This window comes from Corynebacterium belfantii, assembly GCF_041898185.1.
Classification (GTDB): domain Bacteria; phylum Actinomycetota; class Actinomycetes; order Mycobacteriales; family Mycobacteriaceae; genus Corynebacterium; species Corynebacterium belfantii.
On record NZ_CP157823.1, the window covers coordinates 2,352,862 to 2,371,312 of the forward strand.

Below are 18,451 nucleotides of genomic sequence, written 5' to 3' on the forward strand. Positions count from 1 at the left end.
CCAAAGCCTGCATTTCCGCAGGAAGGCCCCTTGGGAAACGTCGTTAAGGCGCAAAAATTGCTCACCGCGGCCACCACCCCTGCGCCGCGTTTTCTCCATCCGTGCAAAAATCCTGTTTTAATGGTCGGTATGAAAAGTGCACCCTCAATCACCGCCATGTTCACTGCGTTGTTTGCGTGGTTTTTGGTGCAACAGTCATCGTTGGGCTCCAACCGGCGCTTTAGCGAATGGTTCCCGCCGCTCGACCTAGCCATCTACAAGAAGGCCGGCCTGGTGCTCGACCGCGGCGGGCACCTCTACGACCGCGTGTTTTACCACGACCTCGGTTTTACCTACACCCCATTTGCTGGCTTGATCTTTAAGTTCTTGTCCCGCATGGATGACAACATGCTGACCGTCGTGTGGCAAAGTGCGAACTTTGTGGCCCTTCTCGCGGTCATCCTGATGATCTTCGCGCGCAAGGAGCTCACCGCCGGTGGCGTGATCGCCGCAATCGCCATGGCCGCAGGCTTTATGACTCTGATCGAGATCCGCGATAGCTTCTTCTACGGGCAGATCAACCTGCTGCTCATGTTCCTCGTGGCCATGGACTTCCTGCCGCACAAGCGCACCGGCATCGGAATCGGGCTTGCTGCGGGTATCAAACTCACCCCCGCGATCTTCATTGTGGTGCTGCTGGTTCAACGACGCTGGTGGTCGGCGGCAAGCGCGGTGGTCACCTTCGCGGCGACGGTCGCTGCGGGCGTGTGGGTACCAGACGCGTGGGATTTCTGGACCAAGAAGATTTTTGATTCCTCCCGCGTGGGCACCCAGACCAACCCTGGTGCGCAGTCGCTTCGTGCGGTGCTCGTGCGTCTCGACGCCGAACAGTACTGGATTCCCGCCATCATCGCCGTCCTCCTCGTGGCCGGCTTCGGATTCTGGCGGGCGCGCAACAACCCCACCATGTCGCTGGCCCTAGGTGGCATTACCGCCTGCTTGGTGTCGCCGTTTAGCTGGTACCACCACTGGGTGTGGGTCGTGCCGGCGGTTGTGGCTATCTTCATAGCCATGGACTTCTCGCACTGGGCGCTCGCCCAGCTCGGCGCAGTGGCAGCCGCCGTAATCTCAGTGGCGATGTTCTCCCCGCACCTGCTGTTTTTCCACGACTGGTTCAAAGACTGGTTCTGCGTATCGGGCTTGGTGTTCATCGTAGGCTATGCAATCATCAGCCCGATCGCGGGTTACATCTCGTCGAGGACGGCGTCGACAACCGGCAACCAAGAACCTGTTTCTTTGTAAATAGTGCGCTGGCGCTGGTAGCTGGCACCCGCCTCGCAAATAGTGAGCACGCCTTGGAGTTCGTCGTAGCAGCCGAGCTCACGGGCAAGCGGGCTAAGGCGCTCCACCAGTGCGCGTAGCTCATCGGTAACCCATGCCTCGTCGGTGTCACGGGAGATGATGATCTCCGCGTCCATGCCATAGCGAGCAGCACGCCACTTGTTCTCGGCAACATGCCAATCCTGCAAGGTAGGCAGTTCCTCGCCGCGGTCGAGTTTCCGCTCAAGGTCCACGATCAGGCAGTACGTCAGTGCTACGGCTGCGGAAAGTTCACGCAGGTTGGTGGAGTCGCAAATACGGACCTCCACAGTGCCATAGTGGGTGGGGCGAATATCAAAATGCATAGAACCGGTGTGGTTAATCACGCCGGACTTATTCTGATCCGCCATGTAGGACTCCCACTTATCCCAGCTCTGGAACTGGTAGGGCAGGCCTGCCGTCGGCAGCTGCTGGTACAACATGGTGCGGTTAGAGGCATAGCCGGTATCAATGCCATCCCACCCTGGAGAGGAGGCTGTTAAAGCCAACAGGTGGGGGTAGTAGGTGAGCATGGCGTTGATGATGGGCCACACACGATCCTTGCTGGAAATACCCACATGGATATGGATACCCCAGATCAGCATCTGGTTACCCCAGTACTGGGTACGCTCGATGATCTCGTTGTAGTGGCCTTTTTCGCTGACTGGCTGCTTGCGGAAGTCCGAGAAGGGGTGCGAGCCCGCAGCCCACACCTTTAAACCCATGTCGGCTGCAATGGCTTTGACTTCCTCAATGCCCTCGCGCAGCTCCTCAATGGCTTCTGGGACGGTGCTGCATACCGACGTCACCAGCTCCACTGTGTTAGCAAGGAACTCGCGTTCCAAATGTGTTGTGGCTTTCTCAATTACCTCGTGTCCACGGGGCACAAGGTCACGTGAGTGCGGGTCGGCCAGCGCTACTTCCCATTCGACGCCTAGGGTTGGGGGCGAGGGCGGAAATATCATTGGACTGTAACCACTACGATGTCGGGATTGTCATGCTGTGCGATAACCGCATGCAGCTGATCTGCAATCTTTTGAGCCTGTGCTTGGTGGCCAGCTGGGTAGAACACGGTCGTTTCTGGAACAACCGCGTCTGGAAGGTTGCCAACCTCGACCACATCTATGCCGTGGCTGCGGAGGGTATCAGCAACCTGGGCAGCAAGGCCTTGCACTGTGGAGTTGTTGAGCACGCGAACCGGCACAGGGCGCTCAGCAGCAGGTTTATCAGCTGCAGGTTTATCAGCAGGCTTGTCGGCTGGGGCCTTTTCGGCCGGCGCAGCGGATTCGCCCGGCGCGTCGGAGGCGGCAGGAGTATCAGACGCAGCTGGTGCCTGCGGTGCGGACTTCTCCGCGGGGGTTTGCTCGGATGCCTCGGCAGTGCTGGTTTTTGGTGCACTAGAAGAGTTATCAGAGGTGACTGAGTAGACTCCCCACGCGCCGAGCATGAGGGCGACGGCGATGAGGATCATGGCAATTCCACGCAACGGCAGTTGTTTCACAAGGTTCAAGTCTAGCGTGTGTCCCTGCGGCGGCGGAGTCGTGCCGTTAATAGTGGGTACTCGGCGATCACAGTGGGGTCGTCGATAGCTACGTTGAGCGCCTGATAATAACGCACCGGCGTAAGCCCAAGTTCGCGGATGGCTTCCTCTTTGGCACCGAGGCTGCGCGGGGCTTTTTCTTCGAATGCGAGCAAGTCAAGATAATCTATAGGCATGATTCGTCCGATCGTTATTTGTGGAGATCCCGTCCTCCATAACCCTACTGCCCCCGTGAGCGACCCAGCAGAAGTCCAAGACCTCATTGCAGACATGTATGAAACCATGGAAGCAGCTCGTGGTGTAGGTCTTGCCGCCAACCAAGTTGGCGTTGGCTTGCGGCTTTTCGTGTTCAACTGCCCTGACGACGAGGGCCACTTCCACCGCGGTTGTGTGATCAACCCCGTGCTGGAAACCTCGGAAATCCCCGAAACCATGCCTGCCGACGACGGCAGCGACGATGAAGGCTGCCTCTCCGTCCCAGGTGAAGGCTTCCCCACCGGACGCGCCGACTGGGCACGCGTGACCGGCCTGGAAGCCGACGGCACCCCCGTGGTTTACGAAGGCACCGGATTCCTCGCCCGCTGCTTCCAGCACGAAGTGGGCCACCTCGACGGCTTCCTCTACACCGACACCCTGATCGGCCGGTGGAAGCGCCAAGCTAAAAAAGCCATCAAACGCAACGGTTGGACTGCGGGTATGACCTGGATGCCGGGGGTGGACCCTGATCCGTTCCACTAAATTCCGCACCGGTCCGGTGCAGGTCGGCGACCGCATTGTGGTCCGCCAAGAGGAATTTGACACCATTGGGCACGTTTTAAACGTCGATCCGCTGATCGTGCGCCCGCACGCACGCGGCGGTTTGCCGTCGAACGCCGAGCCTGTGCGCATTGACAATCCGCTCATGATTAAGCGGCTCAGTCCGCGCACCGTGCGCAACGCAGACATCCGTGCCATCGAAGTAGCCACCGCCAAAGCTTTCCCAGGTATCGAGCACACGTGGTGTGGGCAGTGGCTGCTGCGTGCCGGCGACGGTGTCACCGAGCGTTCCAACTCAGCAGCCCCCTTGGGCCCACAAGCCCTGTTTACACCCGTGCCCTACGAGGAAATCAAGGAATTCTACCGCCGGCACAACCTGCCAGCGCTGATCTTGGTGCCGGAAAGAATCGCCCCTGCGATCCCAGGCGACGGCCCCGAGATCATCGTGATGACGCACCCCCTAGACAGCGTTGCCGAAATTGACGACGTCCACGCGGAATTCCTCGACCAACCCGACGACGATTGGCTCGAGCTCTACCACTTCCGCGGCAAAGCCCTGCCCCGCCACGCACTTGAACTATTGCGCACAACTATCGACGGCCGCATGTGCTTCGGCAGAATCAAACGCGACGGGAAAACCGTGGCTATTACCCGCGGCACCATCACCGACAGCTACCTCGGTTACTCCGCGGTGGAAGTAGCACCGGAGTATCGTCGACAAGGCCTTGCTACCGAACTCGGCGCGGCCATGCTCGCATGGGGTAAAGCCCACGGCGCACACACCGCATACCTGCAGGTCATTGAGAGCAATGCCGCCGGAATTGGGTTGTACCACAAATTAGGGTTCGTGGAACATCATCGTCACAAGTACGTGCGGGTATCCTAGCAACATGCGCATTGCCAACTGGAACGTAAACTCCGCCCGCGCGCGAGTAGACCGAATACAGGACTTCCTCGAACGTCACGACATTGACGTCCTTGCCATGCAAGAAACCAAATGCCGTGACGATCAATTCCCCGAATTCAAAGGATACGAAGCCGCCCACTTTGGCATCAACCAATGGAACGGCGTAGCCATCCTCTCCCGAGTTGGCATCGACGATGTGCTCACCAGTTTTGGGCAACCCAACTATGAGGAATTCGAACCACGTTCCATCGGGGCTATCTGCGGCGGTGTACGCGTGTGGAGCCTCTACGTACCCAACGGCCGCGAAATCGCCCACCCCCACTACGACTACAAACTACGCTGGCTCTACGCCCTCCAAAATCATGGCGTCACCGGTAGCACCGTTTGGTGCGGCGACTTCAACATCGCCCCCACCGACGACGACGTCTGGGACATCGACTTCTTCCAAGGCAAAACCCACGTCACCGAACCCGAGCGCCAAGCCTTCGAAGCACTGACCGACATCATGCCGATCACCTCCCCCGAGGGCTACACCTACTGGGACTACACCGCTGGCCGATTCCCTAAAAACCAAGGAATGCGCATCGACTTCCAGCTCTCCAACATGACACCTACCGGCGGATTCATTGACGTCGAAGAGCGCAAGGGCAAGGGGGCTTCCGATCATGCCCCAGTGGTGGTGGACTATTGATAGATTGGCAAACAGCTGGCCTGATCATCGACTACGCCATCAAAATCGTAGCCATCGGATTCGTTCCTGAAGGCCGTCGTCCCTCCAGCTCCACCGCATGGCTCCTCGCCATTTTGTTGCTCCCCTTTGTAGGCCTACCCCTCTTCTTGTTGATGGGCAGCCCCTACATCAACCGACGTCGACACGACGTTCAACGCCGAGCCTTCCAAATGATCAGGGAGCGCCAATCCCACGTACCCGATTACCCGCCAGACACCGTCCAAAGCCCCGAGTTGACCTCCATGATTCGCATGAACCGTCGGCTCACCGCCATGACGGCCACCACCGGATCAGTCAAGCTGCACTCCGACTACGAAGAAACCATCCAAACGATGGCCGATGCCGTAGACCAAGCACGCGACTACGTCCACGTACAGATCTACATCGTTGCTTGGGACGACACCACCGACGTGTTCTTCCGCGCCCTTGAACGCGCAGTCCAACGCGGCGTAGAAGTCCGCCTCCTTTTCGACCAAGTAGGCAGCTGGAAATACCCAGGCTACCGCAGCCTCGGCAAACGCCTCACCGCCATCGGAGTGGACTTCCACCTCATGCTGCCCCTGCAACCCTTCCGCTGGCGCTTCCGCCGCCCCGACCTGCGCAATCACCGCAAACTCCTCATTATCGACGGCCAACGCGGCTTCCTCGGCTCCCAAAACATGATTGCCTCGCACTACACCCCACGCAATCGCTCCAAAGGCCGCCACTGGATCGACGTCATGGTAGAACTCGAAGGCCCCATCGTGGCCTCCATGAACACCGTCTTTGTTGTCGACTGGTCCCAAGAAAGCCACATCGTCCCAGAATTCGAAGTACCCCCGGCCGACCACGGCGACGTAATGCAGATCGTCCCCTCCGGCCCAGGATTTAGCACCGAACCAAACCTCCGGCTGTTCAACGAAATGATCCACCACGCCAAAAACCAGCTGATCATGTGCAGCCCCTACTTCATTCCCGACGAATCCATGCTCGAAGCAGTCACCTCCGCCTGCTACCGCGGAGTCCGCGTAGAACTCCTCGTCAGCGAACAAGCCGACCAATTCACGGTCGACCATGCCCAATCCAGCTACTACCAAGCACTCCTCGAAGCCGGCGTGCACATCTACCGCTACCACGCCCCCGCCGTGCTCCACAGCAAGTTCCTCATCGCAGACCCCCACGGCGTGGCCGTCTCCGTGATGGGTTCCTCCAACATGGACATGCGCAGCTTCGGCCTCAACTACGAAGTCTCCCTCATGACACTCCAAGGCCAACTCACCCACCTGCTCTACGAACTAGCCGAAACCTACAAAGAAAACTCCACCGAACTCACCCTCGAAGAATGGAACCAGCGCGGATTCGTCCGCCGCTACGTAGACAACATCATGAAACTGACCTCAGCGCTGCAATAACCGCTGGCTAGACAAAGAAATCGGTCCGGCGAGTTAGATAAATTGGCTCTTCCGGTTTTAGAATGCATTGATTAGTTCGCCGGGGGTTCGGGCATGGCACAAGATACTAGGGTCCTTGGCTTTGTAGGAAAAAAGGGTGTCTAAACCATCCGTACAAAACCAAGAACCTATTATGCAGCCCAACGGAAATGCCATCGTCGATACCATCTACCGCACCGCAGAACTAGGAGAAACTATTACCAGGGCCACAGAACACGGTGATAGTTACCATCATCGAAGCCGAGCCCATCAATGAATACCCCACGTGCGGGCAGCCTAAAGTAATCCGCGACCACGTCATCCGCAGCCTAGTCAATCTACCCATCATCAGCTACCCAACCCGCCTTTATGTGCGCCTTCCACACTACCGGTGCACCAACAAGCACTACTTACAAAAAGATCTTCCGCACTGGCCTTACCTACGCGCCCGACAATTCAACGACCACGGACAAGGTGACCCACTGAATCCCGCAACGCCTTGGCCTTAGCCGCTGTCCGCGACGTGATCTACAACGACAAGCACTACCTCAACGGGGTCAAGATCATCGGTGTTGATGAGCATCGCTGGTCGCACAACCGACACACATGGCGCGATGGAAACGTCATCCGCCCCACCCAGCTTCTTGACGTTGCCCCAGGAAGAAACACTGACGCGTTTGCGGACATGGCTGAATAATCAAAGCGAAGTTTCATAATCAGGTCAAAATCACCAGCATGGACAGCTTCCAAGGCTATGCCACCGCCGCTGGCGACGTCATTTTCAACACCACCTAAGTCATAGACCTATTCCACGTTGTACGCCTAGCCGGTGCAAGCTCACCACGTGCCGCACCAAGCTTTAGTGAGAAACAACAGGCCGGCGTGGCCGGGAGCAAAGACCTGCTCTACCGCAACCGGACAACACTGTTGACCACCCATGCACCTGCTGACTGACAAGCCCCGTAGGAGGCTTGAAAAACTGTTTGACTTCGACGACGGCTACGCGCCGCTACAACAGACCTGGTACTACTACCAACAAGCAAGCAGCTAACAAAGCCATGAGCATGCTCATTGACACGTTTGTTGGTATGAAAGACGCTAGGATCGCTGAGATCGCGCAGTTGGGTAGGATCATGAACAAGTGCTGCAAGGACATCTTCGTCTGCTTCGACCACTACATTTTGTGGTGCCTGATTCACGCCGTCAACATGCGACACATAATCAGTGCACTCTAAAACCGGAAGAGCTACTAAACGGGGGTATTTCGAAGGATTTTTCTCGGCACTTCACACCAAATCGCAAGAAAACCGGTCGTTTGGGCAGATTTGGTGTGAAGTGCCGTCTTTTTCGGGGGTGAGCGGGGGTGGCGCGCCCACCAACGCCCACCAACGCCAGCCAAGCCCAGCCAAGTCATGGTTGTGGAAAACGTCCTACTCCGCGTAGTGCCACGCCCGAACCCCCGGCGAACTAATCAATGCACTCTAAAACCGGAAGAGCCGATAAACTCGCCGGACCGATTTTCGCTGTGCGGGTACTAGGAGAAACCCTGCCTAAGCGTCGCGCTTATTTAGGATGAACACGCCGATCACCCAGATGGCGATGGCCCATACTGCGAAGTACACGCCGCTTTCTTGCCAGCTCCACACGGTGTCGGATTGGGTGAGGAAGGCATTCATGTTGGTGATCGGCCCGTATTTCATGGCGTCGCCAACCTTGGGGAGCAAAGCCAGCAGGCTTTCCAGTGCGAGGATCCACAGCAACATGATGGTGGTAGCACCTGCGGTCTGGCGGACTATGTAGGCAATACCTTGGGCCATGGTGACCAGCAGGACGGCAACCAAGGGGTAGATCCACATGAGTCGCAGGGCGTTGTCGTCGTGCCAGACGTTGAGGGTTTTGCTAGCTACGCTGCCGCCCATCCATTTAGCCACGTAGTAGCTCAGCACCACGGTGCCCCATGTCAGGAGCGCACCGAAGACGGCGAACATCCACTTGGCTACTGCTACTACTGTGCGGTTCGGGGTAGCTAGGAAAGTAACTGTTTGGTAGTTGTGGCGGTATTCGCTGGTTACGAGCATGATCGCTTGGACGCAGAGCACGAGGAAGCTCAGCCCTTGGATTCCCATGACGGCAGAGGCCGCGTAGATAACGGGAATACCTAGTGGTCCTGGGGCCACGTTGTAGTGGAAGAGCGCGGAGAATCCGACGCCGAAGATGATGAACAATGCGGTTGTCCACCAAAATGCTTTCGTGGTGATGAGTTTTGTCCACTCAGTCCTTACTGCCATATTGCACCGCCCCGCTGGTCATTTCCATGAATGCATCTTCTAGGGATGCCTGTTGTTGAGTGAGAAGTTGCAGGGCTACGCCTGCTTCGAAGGCCAGCTTGCCGACGCGTTCCGGAGAAGCGTTGACCTCCAGCGCACCGTTGTTTTCTGTTACTTGAAAGCCCTCGGCGTTTAAGGCTGCTGCTAGTTGTGGTGCGGCAGGTTTTACCAAGGTGGTGTTGCGTGAGTGCGCCTGGATGAATTCCGCTGTGGAGCAGGAGGCAACGAGTTTGCCGCGGCCGATGACCACGAGATGGTCTGCGGTTTGGGCCATTTCTGCGAGCAGGTGGGAGCTGACCAAGATGGTGCGGCCTTCTGCTGCTAGGCGGCGTAAGAAGTCGCGAACCCAGCGGATGCCTTCGGGGTCGAGTCCGTTGACGGGCTCGTCAAGAATAATGACTTGGGGGTCCCCCAAAAGGGCTGCGGCAAGGCCGAGTCGCTGGCCCATGCCGAGGGAGAAGCCACCGGCCTTCTTCTTGGCCACTGAGGTAAGGCCAACAAGGGCGAGGACTTCGTCGACACGCGAGGCAGGTATGTCATTGGATTGGGCGAGCCACAGGAGGTGGTTGCGTGCACTGCGGTTGGGGTGCACAGCTTTGGCGTCGAGAAGCGCTCCGACGTGGATTAATGGCTTTTTCAGGTTGCGATAATTCACCCCACCGATCGTGGCTGTGCCCGAGGTCGGTGTGTCTAATCCGAGGATCATGCGCATGGTTGTGGACTTGCCGGCACCGTTGGGACCAAGGAACCCCGTGACGATACCCGGCGAGACGTCAAACGTCAGGTCATCAACCGCGCGCACCTTCCCATACTCTTTGGTTAACCCGCGTACTTCAATCATGCGTTCTATAGTGCCACAGTGTAGGTTAAACACAATGAACGACCAATGGCTTGACGTGCAGAGTCGGTCACGCCTGAGCGCCTTCTGGCACGACTCGGTTACCTACCCCATCATGTGGTCGAAGAAACTGCTGCGGTTTCTGGCCACCACACCCGGCAAGATGACCACCCTCGTGGTCGTGCTGTCCGTCGTGCTGCTTTCTGCAGGGTTATCCATGGCACAAAGCTCCGCACAACGCCACGCAGACTTGAACACCCTCATTGGGCACACCGAGCCAGTTGCCAACATTGCACAGGACCTCTACTCTTCGCTGTCGTTGGCGGACACAGAGGCGTCGGCAAGCTTTGTGCGCGGCACCAACGATAACTACGTGGAATACATCCAAAAAGCCGCCCTCTTGGTCACCCAAACCGACGGCGATATCGCCAACATCGCCACTCAACTCCCCGTGTACACAGGGCTGGTAGAAACCGCGCGGGCCAACAACCGCCAAGGCCATCCCGTGGGCGTGGCCTACATGTCTGAGGCCAGCACTCTCATGCAAGAAAGTATCCTGCCCGCCGCCTCCCAGATCTATCTCAGCGCAGCCGAGCAAGTCTCCACAGCACAACGCAACCTCGCCCGCCCCCAAATCCCACTCATCGGGATCGTCGTTGCTTTGGTGCTCCTTGTTGTTGGGCAAATTTGGCTCGCACACGTGACCCGCCGACGATTCAACGCCTGGTTTTTGCTGGCCACCGTCCTCATGCTGGTATCCACCACGTGGGTGGGCACCACCAACTGGCTCAATTACCGCGCAGGCTCCGTGGCCTACGAACAAGCAGCCGAGCCGCTAGAGCTCCTCACCGAAGCACGTATCCACGCCCAGCGGGCGCGTACCGACGAAACCCTCGCCCTGGTGTGGCGACAATCGCTAGAAAACTCCAACCACACCTTTAGCACCACGTTAAAACGAGTGGACAAAGCACTGAGCAAGCCGGGCCTTGACCCCGCCGAGGTTGCCGCTGCCCGCAATGCCATGAACACATGGCGTGCCAGCCACGAAAAACTGACCAACTTTCTTAACTCCGGCCGCTACGAGGACGCACTACAGCTAACCGTAGAAAGCCCTAGTGCCTTCACTAACCTCGACGCAGCACTCGACTCGCTTATCGACTCCACCCGAGTACGACTGCGCGCCGAGATCCGCGGCGTGGATACCGCACAAGTCAACGTAGTTATCGGCCTGACCATCGCCGCCGTACTAGCCCTTTGGCTGGGAATCCGGCCCCGACTTCAGGAGTATCTGTGAAACACCGTGCACTTTTGACCGCCACCGCAGCTACTGCGGCGCTGTGCCTGAGCAGTTGTGCACAATCAGTCCCGCCAGTCGAACTGGCAAACATCCCACCGCTGCCACTCCCCGCCGGCGCCACCGTAGGGCCTCCTGCCAGCGGCACAATCCAAACAGACAACCTACTGGGATCCCTACGCCCCAACGGCGACGACGTACCCCAAGTGCGCCAGCGCGGCTACCTGATCGTGGGTATCGACCAATCTCAAAACCTCTTGAGCTTCCGCGACACCGACGGCGAACTCAAAGGCTTCGAGATTGACCTCGCCCGCGAAGTTGCACGCGACATATTTGGCGAACCCAAAATTGACTTCCGCTACGTAGACTCCACCTCATGGGTCAAAGCCCTCGAAGACGGACAAGTGGATATGGTGCTGCGCTCCATCTCGGTCACCCGCGAACGCCAAGACCAAGTGTTCTTTTCCACCCCGTATTTCTCTGGCGAAACTCGCATTCTTACTCAAAAAGACTCCGACATCCACGGTGCGGAGGATCTTAAAGGAACAGTCTGCGTGACCAACCTGTCCACCGGTTCCAAACGCCTAGGTATCATTGCACCCAATGCCACCATGCTCGCCGTGCGCAACTCCGCGGATTGCCTGCTTGCGCTCCAACAAAACCACGCCGACGCAGTGATCTCTGACGATGCGATTCTTTCCGGCATGATCGCCCAAGATCCCTTTACGCGCATTGTAGGTGACCCCATTGCTACCGAACAATATGCAGTAGCTTTTGCCAAACCACGCACGGGACGCGACACCGCCCCGATGATTCGCCAAGTAAACTCCACCTTTGAACGGATTTTCCGCGACGGCACGTGGACGCGCACCTACAATCACTGGTTCGGTGCCTACCTTGCACCACAAGACCATCCGGCTTTGCGCTATCGGGAGGAACGATGAACGAGACTGAGGCAGTCCCCTTCGACCCCTTTGCAGATGATACCGACGATGACATGGACGAGCTGCTCAGCGATCTTGACCAACTCCGTATGGACGTAGGGCAGCGCTCCCGCGAAGAAGCAATCTCAACATTCCGATCCCGTCGCGGCGCCAACCGCACCTCGCGCACCGTGGCCAACGGCATGGTTACCCTGCCGTTTATCCCCGTGCGCCCCGTCGGTGAAGTACTCAAATCCGAAGAATACATCGCAAGCGTTGGCGACGAACCAGCCCTCAAACCAAGTGATGTTCTAGCTGGCCAGTACGAAGTCGCAGGTGTAATCGCCCACGGCGGCATGGGGTGGATCTACCTCGCCCACGACCGCAATGTTTCCGGCCGCATGGTGGTGCTCAAAGGCCTGCGCGACAAAGCGAAACCCCAAGACTATGGGGCCGCAGTAGCCGAGAAGGAATTCCTAGCAGACATCACCCACCCGGGGATTGTGAAGTCCTACAACTTTATCGACGACCTCATCGTGATGGAATACGTCGAAGGCCCAGCGCTGCGCGGACCTATGACTATCGACCTTGCCATCGGCTACATCCTCGAAGTCCTGCCGGCGCTGGACTACCTGCATTCTCGTGGCGTGGTGTACAACGACCTCAAACCAGACAACATCATTATCTCCGAGGACCAAGTCAAGCTCATCGACCTTGGTGCAGTATCCGGTATCGGTGCGTTTGGGTACATCTATGGCACCAAGGGCTACCAGGCGCCAGAGGTGGCCAACGATGGGCCGTCGATAGCCAGCGACATTTACACCATTGGCCGCACGCTTGCCGACCTCACCATCGACCTCAACGACGGTGCCGGCGGGAAAAAAGACCTACCCACCGCCGACGAGGAACCCCTGTTTGCTCAGAATCTTTCCTTCTACCGGCTGGTGCGCCGCTGCACGCGCAGCGATCCCGCGAAGCGTTTTAGCAGCGTGCGGGAGCTAGAAACCCAGCTTTACGGGGTACTGCGTGAATATTTGGCCGTGCATAAAAGCCAGCAGTTCCCCGCACAACACTCTTTGTACTCACCGCAGCGTTCCACCTTTGGCACCAAACACATGGTGTTTCGCACGGATCAGCTTATCGACGGCATCGAGCGCAACGTCCGCATCACCTCCGAGGAGGTCAACGCCGCCCTCCCCGTGCCGCTGCTCGACCGCCAAGACCCAGGAGCGATCCTGATTTCGGGCTCCTCCTACACCGAGCCCTCCGAGGCCTTACAAACCATGCGCGAGGCCATGACGCAGGAAAAATTCAGCGGCTCGGTGGAAATCCCGCTGGGAATCGTGCGCGCACTGCTCGACCTCGGCTTTACCGAAGAGGCCGCCTCCTGGCTCGAAGAGCTTGTCCCCCGCCTAGGCAACGAGTGGCGGCACCAATGGTATTCCGGTGTCACCTCATTGCTTCTCGACGACTACCTCACCGCCCAACAGCACTTCAACGAGGTATACAACATCCTGCCTGGAGAGTCGGCACCCAAACTTGCCCGAGCCGCCGTCTGCGAAATGTTGTTGCAAGAAAAGGGCCTTGACTCCACAGCGCTGCTCGCTCCAGAAGTAACAGTCGCCGCCGCAGACATCAAAGGCGAAGGCATGAGCAACATCTGGCGCGAGCTTACCAGTGATCCCGCCACACTGCGCTTTAAGGCGATCTACCTCTATGCCCTTGTGTGGCGCACCAACCCCACCACGGTGTCTTCGGCCTTTGGGCTGGCACGCCAGTTGGCTGCGGAAAACCAGATTGATTTGGCCGTAGCGACCCTCGACCGTGTGCCCCAAAACTCCACGCACCGTCGCATGGCAGAGCTCACCGCAATCTTGCATTTGCTAGGTGATTTGAGTGAAGCCCGCATTCGTCGGGCAGCGCGTCGCCTTGAGGCGATCCCCACCAATGAGCCGCGCTTTTTGCAGATCCAGATCGCGATTATGAACGCCGCTTTGCAGTGGTTACGCACCGGCGGCGATGCTACCAACGACCCGATCTTTGAGTACCCCTTTACACAGCGGGGTCTGCGCTGCGGGCTGTCTGCCGCACTCCGGCAACTCGCCCGCAGCGCCCCCAGCTCGCATCGCTACGCGCTTGTCGACGTAGCTAACCAGGTCCGCCCCATGACCTGGTTCTAAGGCCTAACGCCCTTACCGGCTTATTCGCCGGCGAGTGCCTTGGCATAGCGTGCGATAGCAAGCTCCTCGTTGGTAGGAACCACAAAGACCTTAATCGCAGAATCGTCCGTCGAAATCTCGCGTGGACCAGTATTTGGCAACGCGTTGCGCTCTGGGTCGATCTTGATGCCAAAGCCTTCGAGGTGCGAGAGAGCGTCGGCACGCACGTCCACGTCGTTCTCGCCAACACCTGCGGTAAAGGTAATAGCGTTCACGCGACCAAGGGCGATCATGTAGGAACCGATGTAGCGACGCAGCTGGTGAATGTAAATGTTGTACGCCAACCACGCGTCCTGGTCGCCGTCGTCAATCATGGTGCGCAGCTCACGGAAGTCATTAACACCCGAGATACCCTTCACACCGGACTTCTTGTTCAGCAGCTCATCGATCTCATCAATGCTCATGCCCGCCTGACGGTGAAGATGGAACACAATACCTGGGTCAATATCACCAGAACGCGTACCCATCACAAGACCAGACAATGGGGTCATGCCCATCGAGGTATCAATGGCCTTACCGCCACGGATAGCAGCACACGAAGCACCATTGCCCAAGTGCAAGGTGATCTGGTTGATCGCACCTTCAGGAAGATCCATCAGCTCAGCTACCTTGTGAGACACATACTCGTGGCTGGTGCCGTGGAAGCCATAACGACGCACACCATGATCCACAGCAGTCTTGGCGTCGATAGCGTAGATTGCTGCCGCTGGTGGCATATCGTGGAAGAAACCAGTATCAAAGACTGCGACGTGTGCCACATCCGGCAAAATCTTGCGAGCAACCTCAATGCCATCAATGTTGGCTGGGTTGTGCAGCGGAGCCAGCGGGATCAGATCGCGAACCATATCCATGATCTCATCCGTAATCACCTGCGGCTGGGAGAACAAAATACCACCATGAACAACGCGGTGACCCACAGCAATGATCTCCACATCCGTAGGACCGCACTTGTGCTCACCCATCAGGTCAAAAGCCAACGCCAAACCAGCGGAGTGATCAGGGATCGGGGCCTCGACGACGAACTTCTCACCAGCATGCTTCAGAGTCACTCGACCCTGTGGCTCACCTATCTGTTCCACCAAACCAGAGGCAAACGGATCGTCAGTGGCGTGGGCGGTAGGATCTACCAGCTGGAACTTGATGGATGAAGAACCAGAATTAAGGACGAGGACAAGCGCCATTTATTTGCCTCCTTGAATTGCAGTAATGGCCACGGTGTTCACAATGTCGGCAACGGTTGCGCCGCGAGAAAGGTCGTTCACAGGCTTGTTCAAGCCCTGCAGGATCGGGCCAACAGCAAGTGCGTGGCCGGTGCGCTGTGCAGTCTTGTAGCCGATGTTACCGGCCTCAAGATCAGGGAAAATAAAGACGTTTGCTTGGCCTGCAACCTCAGATTCTGGGGCCTTCTTAGCAGCAACAGTAGGATCGCACGCAGCATCGAACTGCAATGGGCCATCAATCTTGTACTCCGGAGCAAGCTCCTGAGCCTTCTTGGTCGCAGCAACAGCACGATCCACGTCTGGGCCAGAGCCAGAAGTACCCGTGGAGTAGGACAAGATAGCAACGCGTGGATCGATACCGAACTGCTCAGCCGTCTTTGCCGACACAGCAGCGATCTCACCGAGCTGATCTGCAGTCGGGTTAGGATTTACAGCACAGTCGCCGAAAGCCCACAGACGGCCACGCATGACCATTAAGAAGATAGAAGACACAACCGACGTACCTGGCTTAGTCTTAATGATCTGGAAACTTGGCTTAATGGTGTGCGCAGTGGTGTGTGCTGCACCCGACACCATGCCGTCGGCAAGCCCCTCATGAATCATCATGGTGGCGTAGTAGGAGATATCCTTCATCGTCTCCCGAGCCTGTTCCAGCGTCATCCCCTTAGATTTACGCAGCTCAGCGAAATCTTCCGCGAACTTCTCCGCATTGGGATCAGTCTCAGGGTTTTGCAGATGAGCAGCCGAAAGGTTTAAGCCCAGCTCCTGCGCACGCGCAGTGATAGCCTCAGGATCACCCAAAATAGTCAGCTCACAAATCTCCTGAGCAAGCAGCTGATGAGCAGCCTCCAAAATGCGATCATCGTCACCTTCTGGCAACACGATGTGCGCATTCTTCGCTTTCGCCGGCTCCAGCAGCCACGACTCAAACACCGGTGCGCTCATCACAACAGGAGCCTTAACAGCAGAAGCCTTAATGCGAGCAATGCCCTCAGCAGAAACGGCCTCATCGGCAGTAAAGACACTTGCGACAACCGCACCAAGTTCCTCGCACTCCTGCTTAGCAAGATCAATGTGCATACCAGGGGCGTCGATAAGCAGAAGAAGCGGCACGCCCAAGGCAGATGCAGCCTTAGCATCAAAGTTCACGTTTCCGGAACCAATGAACAAGCTCGGGGTAGTGGCAGGGTGGGCAGCGAGGATAGCGGCAAGATCTGGTGTCGAATCAACCAGCTGACGGACTGGGAGGCCAAGATGATCAGCGAAACCATCAACATCAAAGCCGTTGAAGTTTCGTCCAGCACGGGTAAGCAGGAACGATGGCTGCATGTGGTCAGTCACGTGGATCCTTTCAGTTGCAAAAATAATGCGCTGCACCTACATGCCCATAGTGAGACTTGCGCCACAACACATCGTTTATGTGATCGCCAGAATTCTACCCCTTTTGCCCCCGTTTTAGTGAACCGGAAAGTAGTTAGTAAAGGCTTCCCCTTGCGCGTAAACTAGAACGCCGAAACTCAATTAACCCATGTGAACGGGTTAAATTCAGAGCATTTACACCTGACCTCTATCACTAGGAATGTGACATTTATGACTGGATCTTTGCGCGTCGCCGTCATCGGCTCCGGCCCCGCAGGCATCTACGCCTCCGACCTCCTCACCAAAAACAACCCCACCACCACCATCGACCTCTACGAACGCATGCCCGCCCCCTTCGGACTCATCCGCTACGGCGTAGCCCCCGACCACCCACGCATCAAAGGCATCATCGCCTCCCTACACAACATCCTCAACAACCCCAACATCCGCCTCCTCGGCAACATCACCATCGGCACAGACCTCACCATCAACGACCTACGCCACCACTACGACGCCATCATCTTTGCCACCGGCGCCACAGCAGACCGCAACCTCACCATCCCAGGAGCAGAACTTACAGGCTCCCACGGCGCAGCAGAATTCGTCGGCTTCTACGACGGCAACCCCGACTTCCAACGCACCTGGGACCTCACCGCCACCGACGTCGCCGTCATCGGCGTCGGAAACGTCGGCCTCGATGTTGCCCGCATCCTCGCGAAAACCGCCGACGAACTCCACACCACCGAAATCCCCGACAACGTCTACCACACCCTCAAAAACAACCAAGCAACCACCATCCACGTCTTCGGCCGACGCGGACCAGCACAAGTCAAATTCAGCCCCCTCGAACTCAAAGAACTCGACCACTCCCCCACCATCGACGTCATCGTCGACCCCGAAGACATCGACTACGACGACACCTCCATCACCACACGACGCCAATCCAAATCCCAAGACCTCGTGTGCCAAACACTCGAAAACTACGCCATGCGCGAACCTACAGGAGCACCCCACAAACTCCACATCCACCTCTTCGAATCCCCCGTAGAAATCCTAGGCACCAACGGACACGTCACCGCACTACGCACCGAACGCACCGAATACGACGGCAACGGAGCAGTACGCGGCACCGGAAAATACACCGACTGGCCCATCCAAGCCGTCTACCGCGCTGTTGGCTACCGATCCGAACCCATCAACGACGTCCCCTTCGACACCACCGGCCACGTTATCCCCAACGACGGCGGACACGTCACCACACAAGACGGCACCATCATCCCAGGGCTCTACACCACCGGATGGATCAAACGCGGACCCGTAGGCCTTATCGGCAACACCAAATCCGACGCTAAAGAAACCACCGAAATGCTCATCAACGACTGGGAAACAGGACAACTTACCCCGGCGGAAAACCGCGACCCTGATGCCATCCTCGACATGTTGAAACAACGTGGCATCCCCGTAACCACCTGGGATGGATGGCACGCCCTTGATGCAGCAGAACGTGAACTCGGGCAAGCAGAAGGACGCGAACGCAAAAAAATCGTCGAATGGAACGACATGCTCCACCACGCCGCCAAGAAGGACTAAC

At 57.5% G+C, this 18,451-nt stretch carries 19 protein-coding genes; 12 read left to right on the forward strand and 7 right to left on the reverse strand.

Going from position 1 to position 18,451, the window contains the following annotated elements:
• The first annotated feature begins 120 nt into the window (after positions 1 to 120).
• Entirely contained in the window at positions 121 to 1,281 is a 1,161-nt protein-coding gene (locus ABMV07_RS11730; protein ID WP_197689851.1) for a glycosyltransferase family 87 protein, read from the forward strand.
• Here ABMV07_RS11730 and ABMV07_RS11735 read toward each other — a convergent pair.
• Genes ABMV07_RS11735 through ABMV07_RS11745 form a run of 3 tightly spaced genes read right to left on the reverse strand, consistent with a single transcriptional unit; the run spans position 1,224 to position 3,054 of the window.
• The gene (locus ABMV07_RS11735) at positions 1,224 to 2,303 is read right to left on the reverse strand and encodes a glutamate--cysteine ligase (protein WP_088268310.1); all 1,080 of its coding nucleotides are present in this window, start codon (positions 2,301 to 2,303) and stop codon (positions 1,224 to 1,226) included. The genes ABMV07_RS11730 and ABMV07_RS11735 overlap by 58 nt on opposite strands.
• On the reverse strand, positions 2,300 to 2,848 hold the full coding sequence (locus ABMV07_RS11740; protein WP_197689036.1) for a LytR C-terminal domain-containing protein: 549 nt from the start codon (positions 2,846 to 2,848) through the stop codon (positions 2,300 to 2,302). The genes ABMV07_RS11735 and ABMV07_RS11740 overlap by 4 nt, the downstream gene beginning before the upstream one ends.
• A gap of 2 nt (positions 2,849 to 2,850) precedes the next feature.
• Entirely contained in the window at positions 2,851 to 3,054 is a 204-nt protein-coding gene (locus ABMV07_RS11745; RefSeq protein WP_088268314.1) for a DUF3263 domain-containing protein, read from the reverse strand.
• Between ABMV07_RS11745 and ABMV07_RS11750 the strand changes: the two genes are divergently transcribed.
• From ABMV07_RS11750 to ABMV07_RS11780, 7 genes are all read left to right on the forward strand, one after another.
• Complete coding sequence (locus ABMV07_RS11750; RefSeq protein WP_014317124.1) at positions 3,053 to 3,616, forward strand: peptide deformylase; 564 nt, start codon at positions 3,053 to 3,055, stop codon at positions 3,614 to 3,616. The two genes, ABMV07_RS11745 and ABMV07_RS11750, sit on opposite strands and share 2 nt — an antisense overlap.
• 16 nt (positions 3,617 to 3,632) lie before the next feature.
• Positions 3,633 to 4,520 (forward strand): GNAT family N-acetyltransferase, encoded by an 888-nt coding sequence (locus ABMV07_RS11755; protein ID WP_197693052.1) that lies wholly within the window; start codon positions 3,633 to 3,635, stop codon positions 4,518 to 4,520.
• Positions 4,521 to 4,524: 4 nt separating this feature from the next.
• Positions 4,525 to 5,232: an exodeoxyribonuclease III gene (locus ABMV07_RS11760; protein ID WP_088268318.1), complete on the forward strand. Its 708-nt coding sequence runs from the start codon at positions 4,525 to 4,527 to the stop codon at positions 5,230 to 5,232.
• Positions 5,229 to 6,662: a cardiolipin synthase gene (cls, locus tag ABMV07_RS11765; protein WP_088268320.1), complete on the forward strand. Its 1,434-nt coding sequence runs from the start codon at positions 5,229 to 5,231 to the stop codon at positions 6,660 to 6,662. Before ABMV07_RS11760 ends, cls begins: the two co-directional genes overlap by 4 nt.
• A 257-nt stretch (positions 6,663 to 6,919) precedes the next feature.
• The gene (locus tag ABMV07_RS11770; protein ID WP_374064625.1) at positions 6,920 to 7,189 is read left to right on the forward strand and encodes a hypothetical protein; all 270 of its coding nucleotides are present in this window, start codon (positions 6,920 to 6,922) and stop codon (positions 7,187 to 7,189) included.
• Positions 7,180 to 7,377, forward strand: coding sequence for a hypothetical protein (locus ABMV07_RS11775; protein ID WP_374064626.1), 198 nt, complete (start codon positions 7,180 to 7,182; stop codon positions 7,375 to 7,377). The genes ABMV07_RS11770 and ABMV07_RS11775 overlap by 10 nt, the downstream gene beginning before the upstream one ends.
• 286 nt (positions 7,378 to 7,663) lie before the next feature.
• A complete protein-coding gene (locus ABMV07_RS11780; protein WP_374064627.1) occupies positions 7,664 to 7,915 on the forward strand; it encodes a transposase in 252 nt (83 codons plus the stop codon).
• A 315-nt stretch (positions 7,916 to 8,230) separates the two neighbouring features.
• Here the strand turns inward: ABMV07_RS11780 and ABMV07_RS11785 are convergent, their stop codons facing one another.
• Together ABMV07_RS11785 and ABMV07_RS11790 are read right to left on the reverse strand one after the other, a co-directional pair.
• Positions 8,231 to 8,968 carry a multidrug ABC transporter permease gene (locus tag ABMV07_RS11785; protein ID WP_197692081.1) on the reverse strand — a complete coding sequence of 246 codons (738 nt, stop codon included), beginning with the start codon at positions 8,966 to 8,968 and terminating at the stop codon, positions 8,231 to 8,233.
• Complete coding sequence (locus ABMV07_RS11790) at positions 8,952 to 9,848, reverse strand: ABC transporter ATP-binding protein (RefSeq protein ID WP_374064628.1); 897 nt, start codon at positions 9,846 to 9,848, stop codon at positions 8,952 to 8,954. The genes ABMV07_RS11785 and ABMV07_RS11790 overlap by 17 nt, the downstream gene beginning before the upstream one ends.
• 34 nt (positions 9,849 to 9,882) lie before the next feature.
• Between ABMV07_RS11790 and ABMV07_RS11795 the strand changes: the two genes are divergently transcribed.
• From ABMV07_RS11795 to ABMV07_RS11805, 3 genes are read left to right on the forward strand one after another with little or no spacing between them, the layout of a single operon-like run.
• Entirely contained in the window at positions 9,883 to 11,139 is a 1,257-nt protein-coding gene (locus ABMV07_RS11795) for a phenol hydroxylase (protein ID WP_374064629.1), read from the forward strand.
• A complete protein-coding gene (locus ABMV07_RS11800) occupies positions 11,136 to 12,083 on the forward strand; it encodes a transporter substrate-binding domain-containing protein (protein ID WP_374064630.1) in 948 nt (315 codons plus the stop codon). The genes ABMV07_RS11795 and ABMV07_RS11800 overlap by 4 nt, the downstream gene beginning before the upstream one ends.
• Positions 12,080 to 14,242 (forward strand): serine/threonine protein kinase, encoded by a 2,163-nt coding sequence (locus ABMV07_RS11805; RefSeq protein ID WP_196977766.1) that lies wholly within the window; start codon positions 12,080 to 12,082, stop codon positions 14,240 to 14,242. The genes ABMV07_RS11800 and ABMV07_RS11805 overlap by 4 nt, the downstream gene beginning before the upstream one ends.
• 20 nt (positions 14,243 to 14,262) lie before the next feature.
• Here ABMV07_RS11805 and ABMV07_RS11810 read toward each other — a convergent pair whose 3' ends face one another.
• Both ABMV07_RS11810 and pta read right to left on the reverse strand, forming a co-directional pair.
• On the reverse strand, positions 14,263 to 15,462 hold the full coding sequence (locus ABMV07_RS11810; protein WP_088267831.1) for an acetate kinase: 1,200 nt from the start codon (positions 15,460 to 15,462) through the stop codon (positions 14,263 to 14,265).
• Positions 15,463 to 16,830 (reverse strand): phosphate acetyltransferase, encoded by a 1,368-nt coding sequence (gene pta / locus ABMV07_RS11815; protein WP_374065028.1) that lies wholly within the window; start codon positions 16,828 to 16,830, stop codon positions 15,463 to 15,465.
• Positions 16,831 to 17,091: 261 nt separating this feature from the next.
• On the opposite strand from pta, the gene ABMV07_RS11820 reads away from it, so the two are divergent.
• Entirely contained in the window at positions 17,092 to 18,450 is a 1,359-nt protein-coding gene (locus ABMV07_RS11820) for an FAD-dependent oxidoreductase (protein WP_088267830.1), read from the forward strand.
• Position 18,451: the final 1 nt, after the last annotated feature.